Raw genomic sequence first — 20,159 nt, 5'->3', positions numbered from 1 at the left:
ATTTACAAATAAAAAAAGCCATACGATTGTATGGCTTTTTAATGATATTCGGTCAATTCAAGTGAACTGATTCAATGTGCTCAAAAGTTATTTTTGCACTTGCCCATATTGGTCAGCCATAACTTCAACCAATTGATCTGGTTTAATATATTTTTTAATCACAGCATCAACATCTGCTTTGGTCAGTTTAGCGTACTCTTGATCACGCACAGCACGACTATCCATGTTCTTATTGCGTTCAAGCTGACTATTCAACATTCTATGAATAACACGTTCATCTTCTAATGATGTTACACGTTGCTTCATAATATTGGCTTTTGCAGCTTCAAGTTCTTGCTCAGTCACACCTTTAGTCAAAAGTTCATTTAAAACTTGATGGATGATTTGTGATACTTGTGCGGATTTTCCAGCGGTATAATTGGCTTCAATACTTAATGCACCTGCCTCATTGAAAGAATCTAAATCTAAATTGCTTCCAAAACCATAGACTAAAGCATTTTTTTCACGTAGTTCTTGCCCTAAGCGTGATGACAATTGTGAGTCACCTAAAATATAACTAAACACAATCAAAGCTGCCGCATCTTTATTATCTACGCCTACAGGTAAAGTCTGCAAGGCTTGATAGCTACCGAACTCACGTTGTTCAGACAATGCATGAACTTTTTGTGCTTTATACATGTGATATTCGGTTGAAAGGCGTTGGTAAGGCTGCTTACCCGTCCATTGTGAAAAAGTCTGATTCAATAATTTTTGAATTTTTTTAGCTTCATATTGTCCAGTGACTGAGATTTGAGCATGTTCCATTGCAAAATATTTTGCATATAAATCTTTAACTTGCGCATTGGTCGCTGCATTGATCTGCTGTTTTGAAAGTTCAGGTTCAAAGTGATAACGCAAATCCCCTAGTTGATAAGTTTCAAGTAATCTTGCAATGGTTAAAGCAGATACGGTTTCAGGCTCGGTATAAGGACGATCTAAGCTAGATAAACTTTGTAATTTAACTAAGTCAAACTGCGACTGTTCAAATTTAGGGTTTTTCATTACCGAAATAATGTATTTAAAGAAGTCTTCAAACTTTTCTTTCTTTGCAGAAATTTGAATCGTAATTCCATTATCTGAAGCAGTTGCCGACGCTGCACCACCCGCCTCAATAGTCTTATCTGCAATATTTTGCAAACTATATTGCTCAGATGCACGAAGTAATAAATATGCAGTGAAATCAATAATTTCAGCCTTATTCATTAATGATTCTGCTGTACCAAAATTTACTGCAATCGTTGCATAAGTTTTATCATCACGCGTAGACGTTGGGAATAGCGCATATTGCATACCATTTTTTAATTGACCACGCTGAATTTTCTTCTCAGTCGCATCTAAATATTGTTTAGATTTTTCCAAATATTGTGCAACTTCAGCTTTATAAACACTAACATCTTTTAGTGGCTCAGCTTTTTCCACTTGCTGATCTAAAGTCTTCGGCTTTTCAGTCGCTTGTTTTTGCTCTAAGGCTTTTTTCTGATCTTCTGGAGTGGGTTGAATATCACCTTTAAAGCGATGTTGGGCTGTTAAAAATGCTTTTAAAGTTGCATTGGTTTCATTGACTGTTAAATTTTGAATCGCTTGTTGATCTTTAAAATACTGTGCCCAATCACCATGTGAGGACACCACATACGAACTCAACATACCACCGACGGCTGTGGCGCTCGTTAATAAATTATCATTGGCATTATTGACTAAGTTTTTAACACGTTTTAACTCAACATCATCAAAATTTTTGTTCTGTTCTACACTCGATATAAGTGTATTTTCAATTTTTTGTGGATCATTCGATGGTGCATAAATTGCGCCCATAAAGACCAAATTGAAATCATCGTCTAACCATGTTGTAGATTGTACATTGGTCGCAATTCCCGTTTCGACCATATCAGAATACAAATGACCACTCGGTTGTAAAGTGAATAGATAGGGTGCAAGACTTAATACAGATTGAATCTTTTCATTTTTTCCATTCATATAAATATGAAATTTTGCTAGGTCACTGCCCTTTTTCACCAAAAAATTTCGATTTTGAATGGTCGATGAGTCGATAATAGGAACTTGAGCTTGATTTGGTATTTTACGAGCAGGAATAGAACTGAAATTTTTATCGATTTGTTTAATCACTTCAGCTTTATCAAATTTTCCTGAAATAACCATCACCGCATTGTTTGGTGCATACCAATCTTTATAGAATTGATTCAGCTCATTCATTTTAATCGATTGTAATTCTGGTAAATCCCCAATCGGTAAACGCCCTAACGATTTATTACCATACGCCGCTTTCCACATTTGATCCATCAACACGGCAAAAGGTTGATCCATGCGCACTTCACGCTCACGCATGACAATATTAATCTCGGATGGCACATATTTTTCTTGCAGTACCAATTTATCCATACGTTGTGATTCTAAATAAATCACTTCATTTAAAGTTTTTTGATCAGGTCGCACAATATTGGTGTATTTAGTCGAATAATAATCGGTACTGGCATTGGTCATTAACGTATATTGATCTAAACGTCGTTGAAATTCTTCACCTTTTACATCTTGCGTTCCTTTAAAAGCCAAATGTTCCAATAAGTGCGCTAACCCGCCTTTACCTTGTGGATCATTCAAAGAACCCGTGAGATAGACCGTATTCATAAATACTTTATTTTCTTTATCATTGGGTGCGAGCAGCACTCGTAAACCATTATCTAACTTATATTCTTCAATATTATGTTCAGATTTAATCAATGTCGTTTGTGCAAAAGTTGATGCACTAAAACCAATAATACAGAGAGATAGAGTGAGTTTTTTTAACCGCATGAGCATAGAGCGAATCCAGAATTTTTTAAATTTTAAAACTTATAAGTGAATCATCTTAAAAAGTCCTGAAAGGAATAAGTAGTATAGTTTTGAAAAAATAGCCGTTTATTTCAACGACTTTTGTAATTTTTTTATCTTTTTAATGGCAAATGAACTAAATAAAGATCTCAGCTTGCATAAATAATTGAGCATAACCTGAAATGACTATGCGATCCTGTGCTTGAATCTCACAAAATAAGAGACCACCACGTGCCGAAGCTTGATAAGCAATAAGTTGATCCTTATTTAGTTTTTCTGCCCAAAATGGCGCTAAACCGGTATGCATAGAGCCTGTCACAGGGTCTTCATCGATACCTTTATGTGGTGCAAAGTAACGTGCAACATAATCGTATTGATCTGACACTTGCGCTGATTGTGCGGTTATTGTGACATCTAAATCATGCACTTCTGCTGTAATTGTTGTGCTGCGTTGATGTTCTTGTGCAATTTTTTTGATTATCGTTAAATTTGGTGTTGCATCTACAACATCTTGCTCAGTCTCACAAACCAAGATAAAAGCCTGTGCATTGACATACACTTCTTTAAACGGTTTATCAATCGCTTGATTCAGTAATTCAGGGTAATGCTCTAGTTTTTGAGGCTTACGAATTGGAAAATCCATCTGAATCTTGCCATCTTCAGCTTGATTAATAATAAAAATGCCTAAATCTTTCACATGAAAATGGATTGTTTTGGCTTGGGTATAATCTTTAAAAAGTACAAATGCAGAAGCTAAAGTAGCATGCCCACAAAAATCTACTTCAACTTTTGGGGTGAACCAACGAATCTGATAATTTTCTGCATCGATACGTTTTACAAATGCTGTTTCTGCCAAATTATTTTCTAAAGCAATGCTTTGCATCAAACTAACATCAAGCCAATCGTCTAAAACTAATACAGCAGCAGGATTTCCTTTAAATAGTTGCTGCGTAAAAGCATCGACTTGGTACATTTTCATTATTAAAACTCCTCATTTTAATTGATTCTAAGCCATGCTAAAAAATGAATACAGATACAATTACTGTTTAAAAATAAGCACAGAACAATCATTAAACGATGCTGTTCCTTAATTAATCATATCGTAATTTTTAAAGTTAATTTTCAAACTAGAAAATAACCATAAATATCCTTCATAAATGAATCACTTCATTTTAAATAACCATAAAATAAAAAAGGCAACCGAATCTGTTTGGCTGCCTTTTTGATTGAACTGATTATAAAATCAATTAGCTATGTTTTAAATCAGTATCATCATCTGCCAATAAAATGGCCTGATCTGTTTGCCCCATTAATTGACTGGTTACCATACCTGCGGTCATCGAGCCATCAACATTTAAAGCAGTACGTCCCATATCAATTAATGGTTCAATTGAGATGAGTAATGCCACCAAAGTTACTGGTAAACCCATAATTGGTAGGACAATCAGCGCAGCAAAAGTTGCACCACCACCAACACCCGCAACACCAATCGAACTTAATGTCACCACACAAAGTAGGGTTAAAATCCAAACTGGATCAAGTGGATTGATCCCAACCGTTGGCGCAACCATCACGGCGAGCATCGCAGGATATAATCCAGCGCAACCATTTTGACCAATGGTCGTACCAAATGAAGCAGAAAAACTAGCAATAGATTCTGGAACACCCAAACGACGCGTTTGTGCTTCGATATTTAAAGGAATACTTGCGGCACTAGAGCGGCTGGTAAATGCAAAAGTTAAAACAGGTAAAACTTTCTTAAAGAATCGGATTGGGTTAACCCCGGTCAATAATAAAACAATGGCATGTACAGCAAACATAATAGCTAAGCCTAAATACGATGCGACAAGGAAACCACCTAAATTAATCATATCTGCGGCTTTAGAACTGGCAACAACTTTTGTGATCAATGCAAATACGCCATAAGGTGTAAATGCCATGACCAAACGAACCAGTTTCATCACCCAAGCTTGTAACGTTTCAATTGCAGTGACGATACGCTGCCCTTTTTTTGCATCATCTTTAATTAAATTAATGCCTGCCATTCCCAGTAAAGTTGCAAAAATAACAACACTGATAATGGATGTTGGATGTGCGCCAGTTAATTCGGCAAAAGGATTGGTTGGAAGAAAAGACAATACTAAATCAGGAACACTTAAATCCGTCACTTTACCCAAATAATCACTTTGGATCGCTTCAAGACGTGCAGTTTCTTGCATCCCTTGTACTAAACCCTTAGCACTTAAACCGAATAAATTGGTGACAAAAACACCAACTAAAGCAGCGATAAACGTCGTAATGAGTAATGTTGCAATGCTCAAAAAACTAATTTTACCCAATGATGAAGCATCATGTAATTTAATTACTGCTCCAAGAATAGATACCAAGACCAATGGCATAACCACCATTTGTAGAAGTTTGACATAGCCATTCCCAACAATATTAAACCACTGAATAGATTCAGTTAAAATTTCAGGATTTGTACCATAAAGCAACTGTAAACCTAAACCGAAAACCACTCCTAAACATAAACCTGCAAAAACTTTTTTCGCTAAACTCCAGTCAGTTTTTCTCGTTTGCATGAGTAATATGATTAAGGCAATGAATATAATAATATTCAAAATAAGTGGATAATTCATTTGAGTTCCAGAAGTCTTGATCCGCTTATTATAAGCTTATTGCAGATTATCCAATAGTCTTTAGCATTTTTAGCGATTTATGTGAATTTTGCCAAATATAAGTAAATACCCATAGAAACAAAACCTTATGCTATTTATACTTAAATTAGATAAGCTTTTGAAAATAAAGACTGTTACTTTTTTATACGAAGCCAGTAAATATTAATCCAATTAAAATCAATTACACAGAATAAAACCAACCCTCAGTACAATTTATGCCCAGCCTAATTGGAAAACTGAAATCGTGTTGTATGCAAATAAATACAGTTACTATCACTCAGCTTTCTCTTCCTTTTATTTAAACTATTGGAAAATAAGCAGTGATTTATTGATATTCTCCAACTAAATATTGGTTATTTATTGTCATTTTCTAAAATTCACTTTAAGGTGAATTGATTAAAATGGATGATAAGTAACGTGAATAGGCAATTCTCAAATAAAGTTCAACTCAGTATTTTCCTCTGTCTAAGCATGTGTCTAGGTATTGGTATTCTGCGTTTTTCCTATACCGCTTTATTGCCTTCAACTCGCCTCGCTTATCATTGGGATATGAATTTTGCCAGTATTTTAAGCAGTGCTAACTTACTCGGCTATTTGATTGGTGCATTTTGGGCGATGAAACTCCCTCAAAATTCGACAATGCCCCGTTATATTTTATTGGCTGCTTTTTCAGGTTCGATAAGTTTATTGAGTTGTGCCTTTTCAGGATTATCTGAAATTTGGTATATCTTTTGGCGGGTAATTTCTGGAATCAGTGGTGGTTTGCTAATGATTCTTGCACCAAGTATCGTTGCACAATGTTGTAAACCTGAACAACGCTTAACTATTAATTTTATTGGTTTTAGTGGGATCGGAATTGGCGTTCTTGTTGCGACATTATTTTTGCCCTATCTAGATCGTATTTCAACACAATCCGCATGGCTGATTTTATTTGCCTTTGCGACTGTAATCAGTATGGTTATTGGTATTTTATTGCATATTTTTAAAAGCCAATTAACTGCTCATGCGCCACAAAGTGATAAAATTACTGCAATTAATGGTATGTATTTTAGTTTATTAATTGTCTATGCATGTAGCGCTTTTTCTTATGTACCACATTCGTTATTTTGGATTGATTATTTAAAAAACACCTTACATTTAAGCCTTTATGATATTAATTTAAATTGGATTCTCTACGGCTCTGGCAGTGCTCTGGGAGCAATTACTGCCTATTTATTAGCTCGAAAGTTTGGGAATTTTACGACTTTAAAAATACTCTATGCGTTCTATGTTGTTGCAATCTTAATCGCCATTTTTGCATCGCATCCTATTTTTACTTTTATTTCTTCATTTTTCACAGGCTTACTCAATCCTGCTGTCGTTTTTTTAACGTCATATACAATTTTAAGTCTCTATGGTGCTGCCTACAAAAAATTATGGAGCATGGCAACACTGAGTTTTGCGATTACCCAATTAATAGGTGGTTTATGTTTTAGCGCTTTACAACATTTTGGTATTTCCTATCACCATCAATTCATGCTTGCTTCGACTGTTTTATGTTTAGGCACGATTCAATTTTTTATATATTCTTATGCACAACAAAAACGTCCAATTCAAAAGCACCATTCACAATAACGATCCCAGACGAGCAATCAAAATAATGATGTACGATCAGCATTAATAAATTTTTATTACCCATCGCTACTTTGATAAATACCGATGAATACATACTTCTTGATTAAAAAATCAGTTTATTCAACTCTATTTAATATATAAAGGAGGAAGTCTTTAATACTTCCTCCTTTATTATTCTCATCACAGATTAACGATTTTTTGTCATCTTATAAGCATCTTGAGCAATGGCTAAACTTTTCTTTTTACCTTCAACTGTATCTGCTATCTCATTCGATGTTCTATTTTCAGGCTTACGTTGCAAATGCTGCTGTTGCGAATATAACTGTTCAGACTGCGAAGCTTGCACAATTTGCTGCATTTTTGCATTTTGATTTGCTGTTTTTTGTGCCAATTTCTTTTGCATCTCTAACTGCTGACTTGGTCGAATTGCACCTGCACAAGGTCGAGTTTGATATGTTACAGAACCATTGTTTTCGCATTTATGAACATCTTTTGCCAATACATGTTGGGAAACTCCCAAAGCAAAAAATAATATGAATAATTTTTTCATTTTAAAACCCCAAACCAGTCGTTATAAAATAACAATAAGTGCTTGAAATTACTATTTACTTAGAAAACATGATTGTTTTTTGATTTTTATCTAACAATTTGAAGATAAATCTGACTTTTTTTGTTAGATTCGTCAGGAATTTGTCATATTCCTCATAGCAAATGGTTAATTTATAAACCATTATTCGAAGATAATTTTAAATAAAATTCAATTATTTCAAATGATATTTGCTCTTTCATTGCATGAATCAAAAATTTGGGTGAAATGCTAATCAAATTATTTTAATTATTGGATACACATAGAGATATAACCTGAAATAATGTTTAATATCACTTTTTTATGATTCATTAAACATCATATCTATACATAGCGGTGATAACTTAGTTTAGAGAAACCTACAATATATGCAGGTTTCTCTCTATGTAATAGAAGTTAATCATCCATATGCTGAATAATCGCTTGCCCGAATTGAGAACAACGTAACAGTGTTGCACCTGACATTAAGCGTTCGAAGTCATAAGTTACGGTCTTCGCTTCAATTGCACCCGATATTCCCTTAATAATTAAGTCTGCGGCTTCTGTCCATCCCATGTCTCTCAGCATCATTTCCGCAGAAAGGATGATTGAACCGGGATTGACTTTGTCCTGCCCTGCATACTTGGGTGCTGTACCATGTGTTGCTTCATAAACAGCAATTGCACCACCGACATTTGCACCTGGTGCAATACCTATACCACCGACTCCTGCTGCAAGCGCATCAGAAATATAGTCACCATTTAGGTTAAGCGTTGCAATGACAGAGTATTCAGCAGGACGCATGAGAATCTGCTGTAAGAACGCATCTGCAATCACATCTTTGATAATAATGTCTTTGCCCGTTTTCGGATTTTTAATTTTTACCCACGGACCACCATCAATGAGTTCACCACCGAAACGTTCAATCGCAAGTTCATAACCCCACTCTTTAAACGCACCTTCGGTATATTTCATGATGTTGCCTTTGTGAACTAAAGTCACAGAAGGTTTATCATTATCAATCGCGAATTGAATTGCTTTGCGTACTAGACGCTGTGTACCTTCTTTCGATACAGGCTTAATACCAATACCACAGTTTTCTTCGAAACGGATTTTAGTCACACCCATTTCTTCTTTTAAAAATTTAATGACTTTTTTTGCTTCTGGAGAATCTGCTTTCCACTCGATCCCTGCGTAAATGTCTTCCGAGTTTTCGCGGAAAATTACCATATCCGTTAATTCTGGATGTTGCACAGGTGAAGGTACACCTTCAAACCAACGCACTGGACGCACACAGACATAAAGGTCTAATTCTTGACGTAATGCAACATTTAAAGAGCGAATACCACCACCAACAGGCGTCGTTAATGGACCTTTAATAGAAACCACGTATTCACGCAATGCTTCAAATGTCTCTTCTGGCATATATGTGCCATAAATTTTATCGGCCTTTTCGCCACAATAGACTTCCATCCATTCAATCGAACGTTTACCACTGTATGCCTTTAAAATTGAAGCATCTACAACCGCTTTCATTGCAGGCGTAATATCAATACCAATACCATCTCCTTCTATAAAAGGAATAATAGGATGATTTGGAACATTCAGTGATAAGTCTGCATTTACAGTAATTTTGCTACCATCCGCAGGTACTACAATCTTTTGATAACCCATTTTGCAAGCGCTCCCTTTTTTTATAGTTTGATTAATCCAAAAATATTTGCCAATAAACGATACTTTCTACTGTTCTTCACGCATATTAGATTAATCGAATTTTAATGTTTTTGAGATTTATATAGAGAATAACCACATTTTTCATATAAATAAGACACACTATTTTTCAATTGATTTGAATCAAAGATGGTAGGACAAAAATAACTTATAACCATGCTAAATACATGGGTGATGTATGCTGAAATTTCAGGAGACTTCTACTTGGGAGGCTGTAGGCAGCCAACTTATAAAAGTCATTTATAATTAAATAGATATCAACCCAATAAATAAGCGTGCGATTCTATAAATCCGTTAGTTTTAAACAAAACGGCTGATTTATAAACCAGTTCAAAAGAGTTTTTGATGTGGTGGGAAGAATCATCTGGACTCTACGAAATATCTGTGTAATCCATAGAGTCTTTACTACAGGCGTATTTATATAAAACGAGGATCTATAACCCCTGCTTTTCTGTACTTTGCGTAAAAAAGTTGTGTTAAATCAAATCAGGAAATATTCTTGATATAGGCTGTTAATATTATGTTTACTATATAAATAACAATACTGATGTAAAAATAATTCATACTTAAAAAGTTATTTTTTTGTCTTTTAAATACATATACTGGAAATAAGACAAACCATTCCCATGCTGGACAATAAGCTAATTTAGCTTTCAAAAATTTCCTATCTTGTATAAATAGAATTACTTGTAATACCACTAAAATGATATTGAATATATAAATTTGGCTAAATTCAAATCCAGTTAAATACAATCCAAAATTTCCCAAAATACATATCAATGGTAATAAAATTAATAGTTTAAAACTTAGGTTATTGAGTTTTTCTAATTCTTTAAGAGCATTCATTGTTATCAAAAATTATTGTAATTAAAAAATTTTACCAATTAAATTTAAAAATGGAAACTTAATTATTCACCATATAAATAAAAATAAAGTATTTATTACAGAATAACTACTGGTTAAATGAGAAGATTACTACTTATATTTTTTAGGAAAATTACAGGAATGTTGTCTAAAGTCCCAAAAGCATTAAAAACAAGTATCATTACTTTAGCAATAGGATTCAGCGTCCATTCAAATGCATATGAAATAACAAATGAGAATAAGAAAAATATTGAAAATGTTGTCAATCAGTCATTTAAGCCACTTATGGAAAAGTATGATGTATTCGGAATGGCGATAGGAGTAATTTATAAAGGGGAAAGCCACGAACAATATTATGGCATTCAATCTAACATTGATAACAAAGCTGTAGATAACCAAACTCTTTTCGAGTTAGGTTCTGTTAGCAAAACTTTTACTACAACTGCAGGTGCTTATGCTAAAACTCAAGGTAAACTCTCTTTTGAAGATCATCCAAGTAAACATTGGTCAGCATTAAAAAATTCAGAAATAGATAAAGTTAATTTGCTGGAATTAGCGACGTATACAAGTGGTAATTTACCTTTACAATTTCCAGATGAAGTCAAAACAGACAAGCAAGTTTTAGAGTATTTCCAGAATTGGCATATCAAAAATCCTCCTGGTAAATATCGTCAATATTCTAATCCGAGTATCGGATTATTTGGGGAGTTAGCTGCAAGATCGATGAAAGTTCCTTTCACATCATTATTAGAACAAGTGGTTTTTCCAAAACTCAATTTAAAACATACTTATGTCAATGTTCCGAGAGAACAAAAAGGACACTATGCTTTTGGTTATGATCAAAAAAATAATCCAATTCGGGTTAACCCTGGACCTTTAGATGCTCAAGCATATGGCGTCAAATCTACGCTTCCAGACATGCTTAGGTTTTTAGATGCAAATGTAAATATAGAGAAAAATAGTCCTGATATTAAAAAAGCGATTTTAGAAACGCATAAAGGATATTTTAAGCTTGGGAATATGTCGCAAGCACTTGGGTGGGAGTTGTTTTCTTATCCTACGACTTTAAAAATTTTACAAGAAAGTAATTCTGAAAGAACTGTTATGCAATCTAACCCAGTTGTAAAGGATACTACGCAACCCAAGTCAAAAGCTTTCCATAAAACTGGCTCTACGAATGGTTTCGGAACATATGTTTTCTTTATCCCTGAAGAAGGCTTTGGATTAGTGATGTTGATGAATAAAAGAATCCCAAATGAAGAACGAATAAAAGCTGCATATGAAGTCTTTAAAGCAATAAAAAATAGTTAGGATTTTTACAATCACTATAATGCACATTATAAAAAGGCCCTCAACTGAGGGCTTTTTAAGATAGTTTATTTTCTATTTCCCTGTAATTTAAAGCACTTTTACAACAACCATAGCCCTTGTCCTCTTAATTTGCTCATGCATGTCACAAACACCTTTAAAATTTAGACAATAAAAAGCCCACCTTTCGATACGCTTTCATTTAGAAATAATGCATTGTTCTATTAGTGAGATTGAACTTCTAGCTCGTCATCACCAGTGATAAGAACTGCGGTTAAAATTGGAACTGCTAAAATAAGTGGGAAAAAGACGATCCATAAATCAATGGATAATGTATTAGAAAAAACAAAATGAATAATAATAGCCATTAAAGCTAATATTCCAAACAGAATACCTGCGAATCGAGTTGCAAATTTTAAAAGCATTTTTGTTCCCCTTGATATTAAATTATTTCACTTTAATAGTTATCTCTTATTTTTAGAAATTAAGCAAAAGTTCTTTAATCAAAAATACCTATTCTTTTTAGGAAGTGGGTATATAAAGTTGTGTAGTCAAACTTTAATAAAACAATATATAAAAACGATACCTTATATTTCGCTAAAACGGAGAATGAGAAATTTTGGATGAAGTACTGAAATGGAAATTGTTCGTCGAATTCGAGTGACAAAGGTTTTGCATCCTATATTTTATAAAGACATTTATAGCGTGGTAAAATCAGGTGATATTGAGCAATTATTATGCCTTTCTATAAAAAATATAGTTTGACATTCATCTCAGGTAAAAACAAAATTGAAGAATATAAGCATTAATCTGATATAGTAGCTGACATCCTGTTGGCTTTTTTTACCTATTTTCTATCGCACTCATTCCGATACAGGTAAACCCCCAAAGCCACAAAAATTTATTTATATTTATTAGTAGTTTAAAATGAAGATTGTAATTCTAAACAAGCCTTATGACGTTCTCTCCCAGTTCCGTAAAGACGAAGCACACATGACCATTTCGGATTTTGTAAATGATCCTGATTTGCGTATTGCTGGTCGTCTGGACATGGATTCTGAAGGCTTAGTATTTTTGACAGACCACGGCGGTCTAAATCAGTATATTACCAACCCTGAAAATAAGAAATTTAAAACTTATTTGGTTCAATTGGATGGTGATATTACAGAAGAAGCGCTTGAACAACTTCGTAAAGGTATTGAACTGAAAGATGGTATCACTTTACCAGCCAAAGCTGAAAAAGTTGAGCAGCCTGAATGGTTGTGGGATCGTGATCCTCCTGTTCGTTTCCGTGCCAACATTCCAACTTCATGGTTAGAAATTTCAATCTGTGAAGGTCGTAATCGTCAAGTACGTCGTATGACTTCGGCTGTAGGTTTTCCAACTTTACGTTTAATCCGCACTCAAATTGGTGCGATTGATATAGTTCAACTGAATCTTAAACCAGGTGAAACTAAAGAAATCGAGCCGATTTTATATCCAGATTTCCAAAGTATTCCTGCGGAAGAACCTTATCGTTCACGTTCTTATGTGAAAAAACCGGGTGGTACTGGTGGTAAACCTATGGTTCGTAAGAACAAAGATGGTACTGCTAAAAAGTCTGGTACTGCACGTATTTGGCAAATGGCTGACAGTGACAAACCTAAGCGTAAAACCAATGGTACAACTCGTCCAAATGCTAAAGCACCGCGTGGTCGCGGACGCAACGGTCGTTAAAATTTAATTGTTGAATAAAGCTCACGAAAGTGGGCTTTTTTTGTAAGTTAATTATTGAATATCCAAATAAAAATCAAACTGCTATCACTTGGTATTTCTACTTAATATACACTCGTGATCATTATAGATAAACGTAAGAGCGATTCTATATATAGACACAGAACTCCTAATTTCCCAATTAAACAATAAAACCCATCAATTAAAAAATATTCATAAAAATCAAACACAAAAAAGCCGATGTATTAACATCGGCTTTTCACTACATTGCTGACTTAATCAGCTTTGTATTTAATGATATTTAGATCGTTTCAAGTGCTGCATTTAAAGTAGCGCTAGGACGCATTACCGCTTCAACCTTAGCTGTATCCACTGCATAGTAACCACCAATATCAACTGGCTTACCTTGTACTTCAGCAAGCTCAGCTAAAATTTTCTCTTCATTGTCAGCCAACGCTTTTGCAAGTGGAGCAAATGTTGCTTTCAACTCAGCATCTTCATCTTGTGTAGTAAGCGCATCAGCCCAATACTTCGCAAGATAGAAATGACTACCACGGTTATCCAGCTCACCTGTACGACGTGAAGGTGATTTGTCATTGTCGAGTAATTTACCTGTTGCTTGATCCAACGTTTTCGCAAGAAGTTTTGCACGAGTATTATTTTCTTTAATACCCATTTCTTCAAGAGAAACTGCTAGAGCCAAGAACTCACCTAATGAATCCCAACGCAAATGATTTTCTTCAACAAGCTGTTGTACGTGTTTTGGTGCTGAACCGCCTGCACCAGTTTCGTACATACCTCCGCCCGCCATTAACGGAACGATAGACAACATTTTCGCAGAAGTACCCAATTCCATAATTGGGAACAAATCAGTCAAGTAGTCACGTAAGATGTTACCTGTTACCGAAATCGTATCCAAACCACGAGCAACACGTTCAAGCGTATAACGCATCGCACGTACTTGTGACATGATATGAATTTCAAGACCTGTTGTATCATGATCTTTCAAGTATTTTTCAACTTTCTTGATCAATTCATTTTCATGTGGACGGTACGGGTCAAGCCAGAAAATTGCAGGCATGCCAGAGTTACGAGCACGAGTCACTGCAAGTTTAACCCAGTCACGAATCGGTGCATCTTTCACCTGACACATACGCCAGATATCGCCTTCTTCAACGTTTTGCGACATCAACACTTCACCTGTTTCAAGGTCAGTGATGTTGGCAATACCCGCTTCAGAAATTTCAAAAGTCTTGTCGTGTGATCCGTATTCTTCAGCTTTTTGCGCCATCAAACCAACGTTTGGCACAGTACCCATTGTACGTGGGTCAAAATTACCATTCCATTTACAGAAATTGATCATTTCTTGGTAAATACGTGCAAAAGTCGATTCAGGCATTACTGCTTTACAGTCGTACTGTTTGCCGTCTGCGCCCCACATTTTACCGCCACCACGAATCATTGCAGGCATAGAAGCATCTACAATTACATCGTTCGGTGAATGGAAATTTGTGATGCCTTTTGCAGAGTCAACCATCGCTAAAGCAGGACGGTGTTCTTGGCAAGCATGTAAATCTTCAATGATTTCTTCACGTAATGATGTAGGAAGCGTTGCGATTTTCTCGTACAACCCAGCCATACCATTATTTACGTTAATACCTAATTCATCGAATAATTTCGCATGTTTTTCGAAAGCTTCTTTATAATAAATTTTCACACAGTGACCGAATACGATCGGATGTGAAACTTTCATCATGGTTGCTTTTACGTGTAAAGAGAACAAAATGCCCGCTTCACGGCAATCATCAAGTTCTTTTTCATAGAAATCACACAATGCTTTCTTGCTCATGAACATTGAGTCGATGATTTCACCATCTTGCAATGCAACTTTTTGCTTAAGCACAATGCTCTCACCACTTTTCGTGATAAGTTCCATTTTTACATTGCGTGCATGATCAAGTGTGATTGACTTTTCACCGTGGTAAAAGTCACCTTCTTCCATATGAGAAACGTGAGTTTGCGACCATTGCTTCCACTCACTCATAGAGTGAGGATGCTTTTTCGCATAATTTTTCACGGCTGCAGGTGCGCGACGGTCAGAGTTACCTTCACGTAACACTGGATTTACTGCTGAACCTAAGCACTTGCCATAACGTACTTTGATTGCCTTTTCTTCATCTGTTGTCGGATTTTCTGGATAATCTGGGATCGCATAACCTTTCGACTGAAGCTCTTTGATACATACCATTAACTGTGCTACAGACGCACTAATATTTGGAAGTTTAATGATATTAGTATCAGGATCTTGCGTAAGACGACCTAGCATCGCAAGGTTATCAGGTACCTTTTGCTCATCGCTTAGGTATTCCGAGAATTCTGCAAGTACACGTACTGCTACAGAAATATCAGTTTTGATGATCTCAACGCCAGCTGGCTTAGTAAAGGTCTCAATGATCGGCAGTAGCGAGTAAGTCGCCAATAATGGCGCCTCATCGGTCAGTGTGTAAATGATTGTTGACTTTCCACCAGCCATATATAGCCCCTTGCATTGAATTAAGTTTTTTAGGGGGATGAGCTTATGACTCAGCCCCTGAGAACCGATTGCTTGAATAAAACATTGAGAGTATCGTCCCTCACCGCTTTTCAGTCAACGTAAGTTCCGTGATAACGACATTTCGTCAGAAAATGGTACTAAAAGAATGTTTAAAACCACCAATTCAATCACACTAATGATGATTAAATCACATATTTATTAATAACCGTGATTTAAAATAAACACTATCACTATTATATAAAGTATTTATCGTAAGAATATACAGATATCGCAAACCAGATTCACGTCATCAAACTCATAAAGGTCATTGCTTTACATTTGCAGTATGTTCATCTACAAGTCACTTTCATACTATTCTATTGAGTTTACAACTGAATGAGACAAGATAAATGACTGCTCTATCTATGCAATCCTCCCCTCTGTTTCGTGAAACGGATTCAAAAAAATACCTTTATTGTCAATATGTTCTTTAGCAAAGCTTTAAATGAATGCAAGATGATCAAAAAAAAATATGGCATGATTTAAAAATAAACATGAATCACTACATTTTGATTTTGAAAATACTATCCTGAGGTTTTATGATACTCAGTTTTAACATGACTTGAATAACTCATATATAGACCATCTACCAATACATCTTAATCACAATCGGGTGTAGGGTCTGTTGATAATTTTTTAACAATGATTTAGAGAATCGCTATGTCACAGCAAGATTATGAAAATGGCTTAAAAGTACGTAAAGAAGTTATGGGTGAAAGTTTTGTAAATCGGGCACAAGACAATACTGTGCCATTCACTCAACCTTTGCAAGACTGGATTAATGAACATGCTTGGGGTTCTACATGGCAACGTGAAGGTGTTTTACCACGTAAATATCGTTCATTGATTACACTTGCATTTTTAACTGCACAAAAAAGTCCAACAGAATTGAAAGGTCATGTTCGTGGTGCATTAAATAATGGTGCAACGGTAGAGGAAATTCAGGAAGTTTTACTTCATAGCTTACCGTATTGTGGCGCACCTGCGACTCAAGAAGCTTTCCGTGCCGCTTTAGAAGTGATTAATGAATATCAAAAAGCTGAATAAGTTGTCTATTTAAAATAGTCAGTGATAACAAATAAGTTTAATTAGAAGCTTTTTACACCAAGGCTTCTAATATTTTTAGTTCCAAAAAACATTAAAACTATAAAAAAACTCATCCACTTCAAAGCGAACTTGATAACCTAAATGTGTTAATTCGGCAGAAAGTGCCCGAATATCTTCTAAAGGTAAATGTTTAGGTAAAACGGTGAATACCGCAGTGTTCCCTTGTTGGGCATTATCATGAATCATTTTTGCTAAATTCTTTTTGTATAACTCAATATTTAACTGAGAACTTTCAACCAATTGCTTTGCTTCAGATGCAGGAATAAACATTTGAGATCACCTTTTACACTTAAAATAATGCTTAAATATTGATCTAAATTACTCCAAGAGTCACATTTAACGTAGTAGCAAGATGTTAATGAAGACCCATTCAAAGCCTTAATGTTGTGAATTTATATGCTAAATATGCAGAATTTAGTTGATTAATTTACAATTAGAACAATAACAATAATATGGACTTATTGATTCAATATTGATTTTGCAATGTCTAAATTCAACCGTATAAAATTATTAAAAAATAGAACCAATACATAGCAATCCAAACAATTTATTTTAAAATTCTGTGATTTATTTGAAATAATATTAAATTAACAATATCAAAAGTAAATGATAATTGTTATTATTTGCATCTTTTCTAATCTTTAGATTTTATTGCTTATGAATAGCCAGACTGACTTGGATGCAATGCATGCATCAATTTCAACTCCGACTTTGAATACACGAATCAAATCACCTTCAGCCCTAATCCGCTATCGATTCATGATTTTTTATCGTTTTTTGCTTGCAATTTTTGGTGGATACGCTCTCGCAACCCTTTCAGCCATGGTGATCGCAAAAGTATTTGCAGATTACAGAGCAGCAAGTGTTATGAGTGCGACTCTTATTGCATTCAGCATTCACTGCGCTGCTTTTATTTGGGTATTTATAGTCAATAAAACCCTAAAAGCCAGTTTAGGAATCCTCATTCCGAGTGTCATTTTGTTGATTATTTATAAAGCAATGGGGAACTAAGATGCGCGTTGATGCAAAAGTCGAAGGTCCTCGCCAATCCATGTCATGGTTGCACACATGGGCAAGTCTAGTTCTCGGTTGGTTACTCTATGCAATTTTTCTCACAGGAACGTTAAGTTTTTTCCAATCTGAAATATCGGTTTGGATGAAACCTGAAACACATCAATCCGTTCCGAGTCATTCTCAAATCGAACAAACTCAAGTTGCATTGGATTATTTACAAAAACATTATCCAGATGCGGGTAGCTGGATGATTCAACTGCCAAATTCAAGACAGACCACCACTGAACTTAATATTCGTAAGCAAGGTGAAGACCTTCAAGCACGGCGTGGTGGTGAACGAATTACGATTGATAGTGCGACTGGACAAGTGATTGAAGCGCGAGAAACCCGTGGTGGTGGCTTCTTGTATCGTTTCCATTTTGAATTGTATGGATTAGATCGTATTTGGGCACGTTGGATTGTTGGCTTAGCAACCATGTTGATGCTCGTTGCAATCATAAGCGGTATTATTACCCATAAAAAAATTTTTAAAGATTTCTTTACATTTCGTTCAGGAAAAGGGCAGCGTTCGTGGTTAGATGCACATAATGCAACTGCGGTTTTTGCACTGCCCTTTCATATCATAATTACTTTTAGTGGTTTGTTATTGCTCATGTTTACACTGATGCCTTGGGGAATTAACCAAGTCTATGAAAGTCGTCAGCAGTTTTTACAAGATCAACGAGGTGGAACTACGCAACAAAGTACAGCTAGACAAGCTACTACGCAAAAAACAGCAAATCAAGAATCGAATATACCCAAAGATAATGCAATAGGTGAAAAAGCTGAACGTCAGCAATCACGTGAAAATAGTGAGCGACCACGTGGTGAAAGACGTGGTAAACACGAACAAAAGCAGAGCCACCCTGCACCATTAACAGACTTAAAACCAATCATCGCTGCTGTTCAATCTGAGTGGAAAGATAATCCTATTGCTTCAATTCAAATCCTTGCACCCAATACGTCCAATGCAACCATTGAACTGCGAGCTTTGTATACCGACAGTGTTGTAAAACGTGGCTCATATTCGAGTCTGAAGTTTGATGGCGTAACAGGTCAAGCAATCAATGACCAAGCTAATACATTCAATAATCCATCTATTCCAATGGGGATTTATAATGTGGTCACCGTGCTACATGAAGCCCGTGGTGTAGATTTGGCAATACGTTGGTTACTGTTCTTCTCTGGTATCATGGGCACACTCATGGTCGCTACTGGCTTAATTTTATGGTGTGTTAAACGCGCTCCACAACAGCAAAAACAAGGCTATAAATCATTTGGTTATCGTCTTGTTGAAGTCACCAATATTACTGCGATTATTGGTTTACCGATCGCATGCGCCGCCTATTTTTATGCCAACCGCTTAATTCCTGCAGATTTGGAAATGCGTTTAAACTGGGAAATCCGTGTCTTTTTTATCATATGGTTGATCAGTTTTATTTACGCATGGCTGCGCCCACATCGCCAAGCTTGGTTAGAACTTCTCTTGGTCGCAACTGTTGCTTATACCTTATTACCTATTGTGAATTTTATGACGGGTGGACAAGCGCTTTGGAACAGTATCGCCAATGGTCAATGGATGATTGCTTCATTTGATTTGATGGCATGGGTTTTAGCACTGCTTTGCTTCTTCTCCTTTTATAAAGTTAAAAAGCACCAAGGTTTGAGCCCTAAAAAGAATAAAAGAGTCATGAATACAGCAAATAAGGAAATTGAAGCATGATATTTTTTATCTTGATTTGGTCTCTAACTTGTTTGGCTTTTTTTGCGATTGCCTGTTCGATGTCTAAACATCAAAAGCAGATTTTTAATCGTCCATTAGATGTAAAACAAACACACCTTGCAACGATTGCAGGATGGAGCTTACTGATCATTTCATTGATGATTTGTTTAATGGTTGGAAAGATCAGCAATATGGTCAGTTATTGGGTCGGTGCGCTGGCCTTCTCTGCTTTATTTGTCGGATTGTGTTTAAGTTATTTTCCAACACGTATTCAGCCAATCACATGTGTATGTATTGCAATCACATTATTGAGTGGAATCATTTATTTTATTTAAAATAGCTCAA

15 protein-coding genes are annotated in these 20,159 nt (G+C 35.5%); 7 read left to right on the top strand and 8 right to left on the bottom strand.

Going from position 1 to position 20,159, the window contains the following annotated elements:
• Window positions 1-87: 87 nt before the first annotated feature.
• From ACG94X_RS10445 to ACG94X_RS10435, 3 genes are all read right to left on the bottom strand, one after another.
• A complete protein-coding gene (locus ACG94X_RS10445) occupies window positions 88-2,853 on the bottom strand; it encodes a M16 family metallopeptidase (RefSeq protein WP_419383667.1) in 2,766 nt (921 codons plus the stop codon).
• Between the two features lie 148 nt (window positions 2,854-3,001).
• Window positions 3,002-3,844 carry a PhzF family protein gene (locus ACG94X_RS10440; protein WP_419383666.1) on the bottom strand — a complete coding sequence of 281 codons (843 nt, stop codon included), beginning with the start codon at window positions 3,842-3,844 and terminating at the stop codon, window positions 3,002-3,004.
• 268 nt (window positions 3,845-4,112) lie between these two features.
• Complete coding sequence (locus tag ACG94X_RS10435; RefSeq protein WP_419383665.1) at window positions 4,113-5,504, bottom strand: L-cystine transporter; 1,392 nt, start codon at window positions 5,502-5,504, stop codon at window positions 4,113-4,115.
• 510 nt (window positions 5,505-6,014) lie between these two features.
• Between ACG94X_RS10435 and ACG94X_RS10430 the strand changes: the two genes are divergently transcribed.
• A complete protein-coding gene (locus ACG94X_RS10430; RefSeq protein WP_419383712.1) occupies window positions 6,015-7,157 on the top strand; it encodes a YbfB/YjiJ family MFS transporter in 1,143 nt (380 codons plus the stop codon).
• 187 nt (window positions 7,158-7,344) lie between these two features.
• Here ACG94X_RS10430 and ACG94X_RS10425 read toward each other — a convergent pair whose 3' ends face one another.
• On the bottom strand, window positions 7,345-7,707 hold the full coding sequence (locus ACG94X_RS10425; protein ID WP_419383664.1) for a DUF4124 domain-containing protein: 363 nt from the start codon (window positions 7,705-7,707) through the stop codon (window positions 7,345-7,347).
• Between the two features lie 432 nt (window positions 7,708-8,139).
• Window positions 8,140-9,396 carry an NADP-dependent isocitrate dehydrogenase gene (gene icd / locus ACG94X_RS10420; protein WP_419383663.1) on the bottom strand — a complete coding sequence of 419 codons (1,257 nt, stop codon included), beginning with the start codon at window positions 9,394-9,396 and terminating at the stop codon, window positions 8,140-8,142.
• Window positions 9,397-10,458: 1,062 nt separating this feature from the next.
• Between icd and ampC the strand changes: the two genes are divergently transcribed.
• Window positions 10,459-11,628, top strand: coding sequence for a class C beta-lactamase (gene ampC, locus ACG94X_RS10415; RefSeq protein WP_419383662.1), 1,170 nt, complete (start codon window positions 10,459-10,461; stop codon window positions 11,626-11,628).
• A gap of 221 nt (window positions 11,629-11,849) precedes the next feature.
• Here the strand turns inward: ampC and ACG94X_RS10410 are convergent, their stop codons facing one another.
• Entirely contained in the window at window positions 11,850-12,050 is a 201-nt protein-coding gene (locus tag ACG94X_RS10410) for a hypothetical protein (RefSeq protein WP_419383661.1), read from the bottom strand.
• Window positions 12,051-12,552: 502 nt separating this feature from the next.
• Here ACG94X_RS10410 and ACG94X_RS10405 point away from each other — a divergent pair.
• A complete protein-coding gene (locus ACG94X_RS10405) occupies window positions 12,553-13,341 on the top strand; it encodes an rRNA large subunit pseudouridine synthase E (RefSeq protein WP_419383660.1) in 789 nt (262 codons plus the stop codon).
• A gap of 298 nt (window positions 13,342-13,639) precedes the next feature.
• Here ACG94X_RS10405 and ACG94X_RS10400 read toward each other — a convergent pair whose 3' ends face one another.
• Window positions 13,640-15,871 carry an NADP-dependent isocitrate dehydrogenase gene (locus ACG94X_RS10400; protein WP_419383659.1) on the bottom strand — a complete coding sequence of 744 codons (2,232 nt, stop codon included), beginning with the start codon at window positions 15,869-15,871 and terminating at the stop codon, window positions 13,640-13,642.
• Between the two features lie 720 nt (window positions 15,872-16,591).
• Here ACG94X_RS10400 and ACG94X_RS10395 point away from each other — a divergent pair.
• On the top strand, window positions 16,592-16,978 hold the full coding sequence (locus tag ACG94X_RS10395) for a carboxymuconolactone decarboxylase family protein (protein ID WP_419383658.1): 387 nt from the start codon (window positions 16,592-16,594) through the stop codon (window positions 16,976-16,978).
• 75 nt (window positions 16,979-17,053) lie between these two features.
• On the opposite strand, the gene ACG94X_RS10390 is transcribed toward ACG94X_RS10395, so the two are convergent.
• Window positions 17,054-17,308: a hypothetical protein gene (locus ACG94X_RS10390; RefSeq protein ID WP_419383657.1), complete on the bottom strand. Its 255-nt coding sequence runs from the start codon at window positions 17,306-17,308 to the stop codon at window positions 17,054-17,056.
• A 387-nt stretch (window positions 17,309-17,695) separates the two neighbouring features.
• Here ACG94X_RS10390 and ACG94X_RS10385 point away from each other — a divergent pair, with 387 nt between their 5' ends.
• The 3 genes from ACG94X_RS10385 to ACG94X_RS10375 are packed head-to-tail and all read left to right on the top strand — an operon-like array spanning window position 17,696 to window position 20,149.
• Window positions 17,696-18,049, top strand: coding sequence for a hypothetical protein (locus tag ACG94X_RS10385; RefSeq protein ID WP_419383656.1), 354 nt, complete (start codon window positions 17,696-17,698; stop codon window positions 18,047-18,049).
• Window position 18,050: 1 nt separating this feature from the next.
• Entirely contained in the window at window positions 18,051-19,814 is a 1,764-nt protein-coding gene (locus tag ACG94X_RS10380) for a PepSY-associated TM helix domain-containing protein (protein ID WP_419383655.1), read from the top strand.
• A complete protein-coding gene (locus ACG94X_RS10375; protein WP_419383654.1) occupies window positions 19,811-20,149 on the top strand; it encodes a DUF3325 domain-containing protein in 339 nt (112 codons plus the stop codon). The genes ACG94X_RS10380 and ACG94X_RS10375 overlap by 4 nt, the downstream gene beginning before the upstream one ends.
• Window positions 20,150-20,159 lie beyond the last annotated feature (10 nt).

The sequence above is a fragment of the Acinetobacter psychrotolerans genome, assembly GCF_048552595.1.
GTDB lineage: Bacteria > Pseudomonadota > Gammaproteobacteria > Pseudomonadales > Moraxellaceae > Acinetobacter.
Note: the sequence above shows the minus strand (reverse complement) of the source record. Positions and strands in the feature narration are given on the sequence as shown.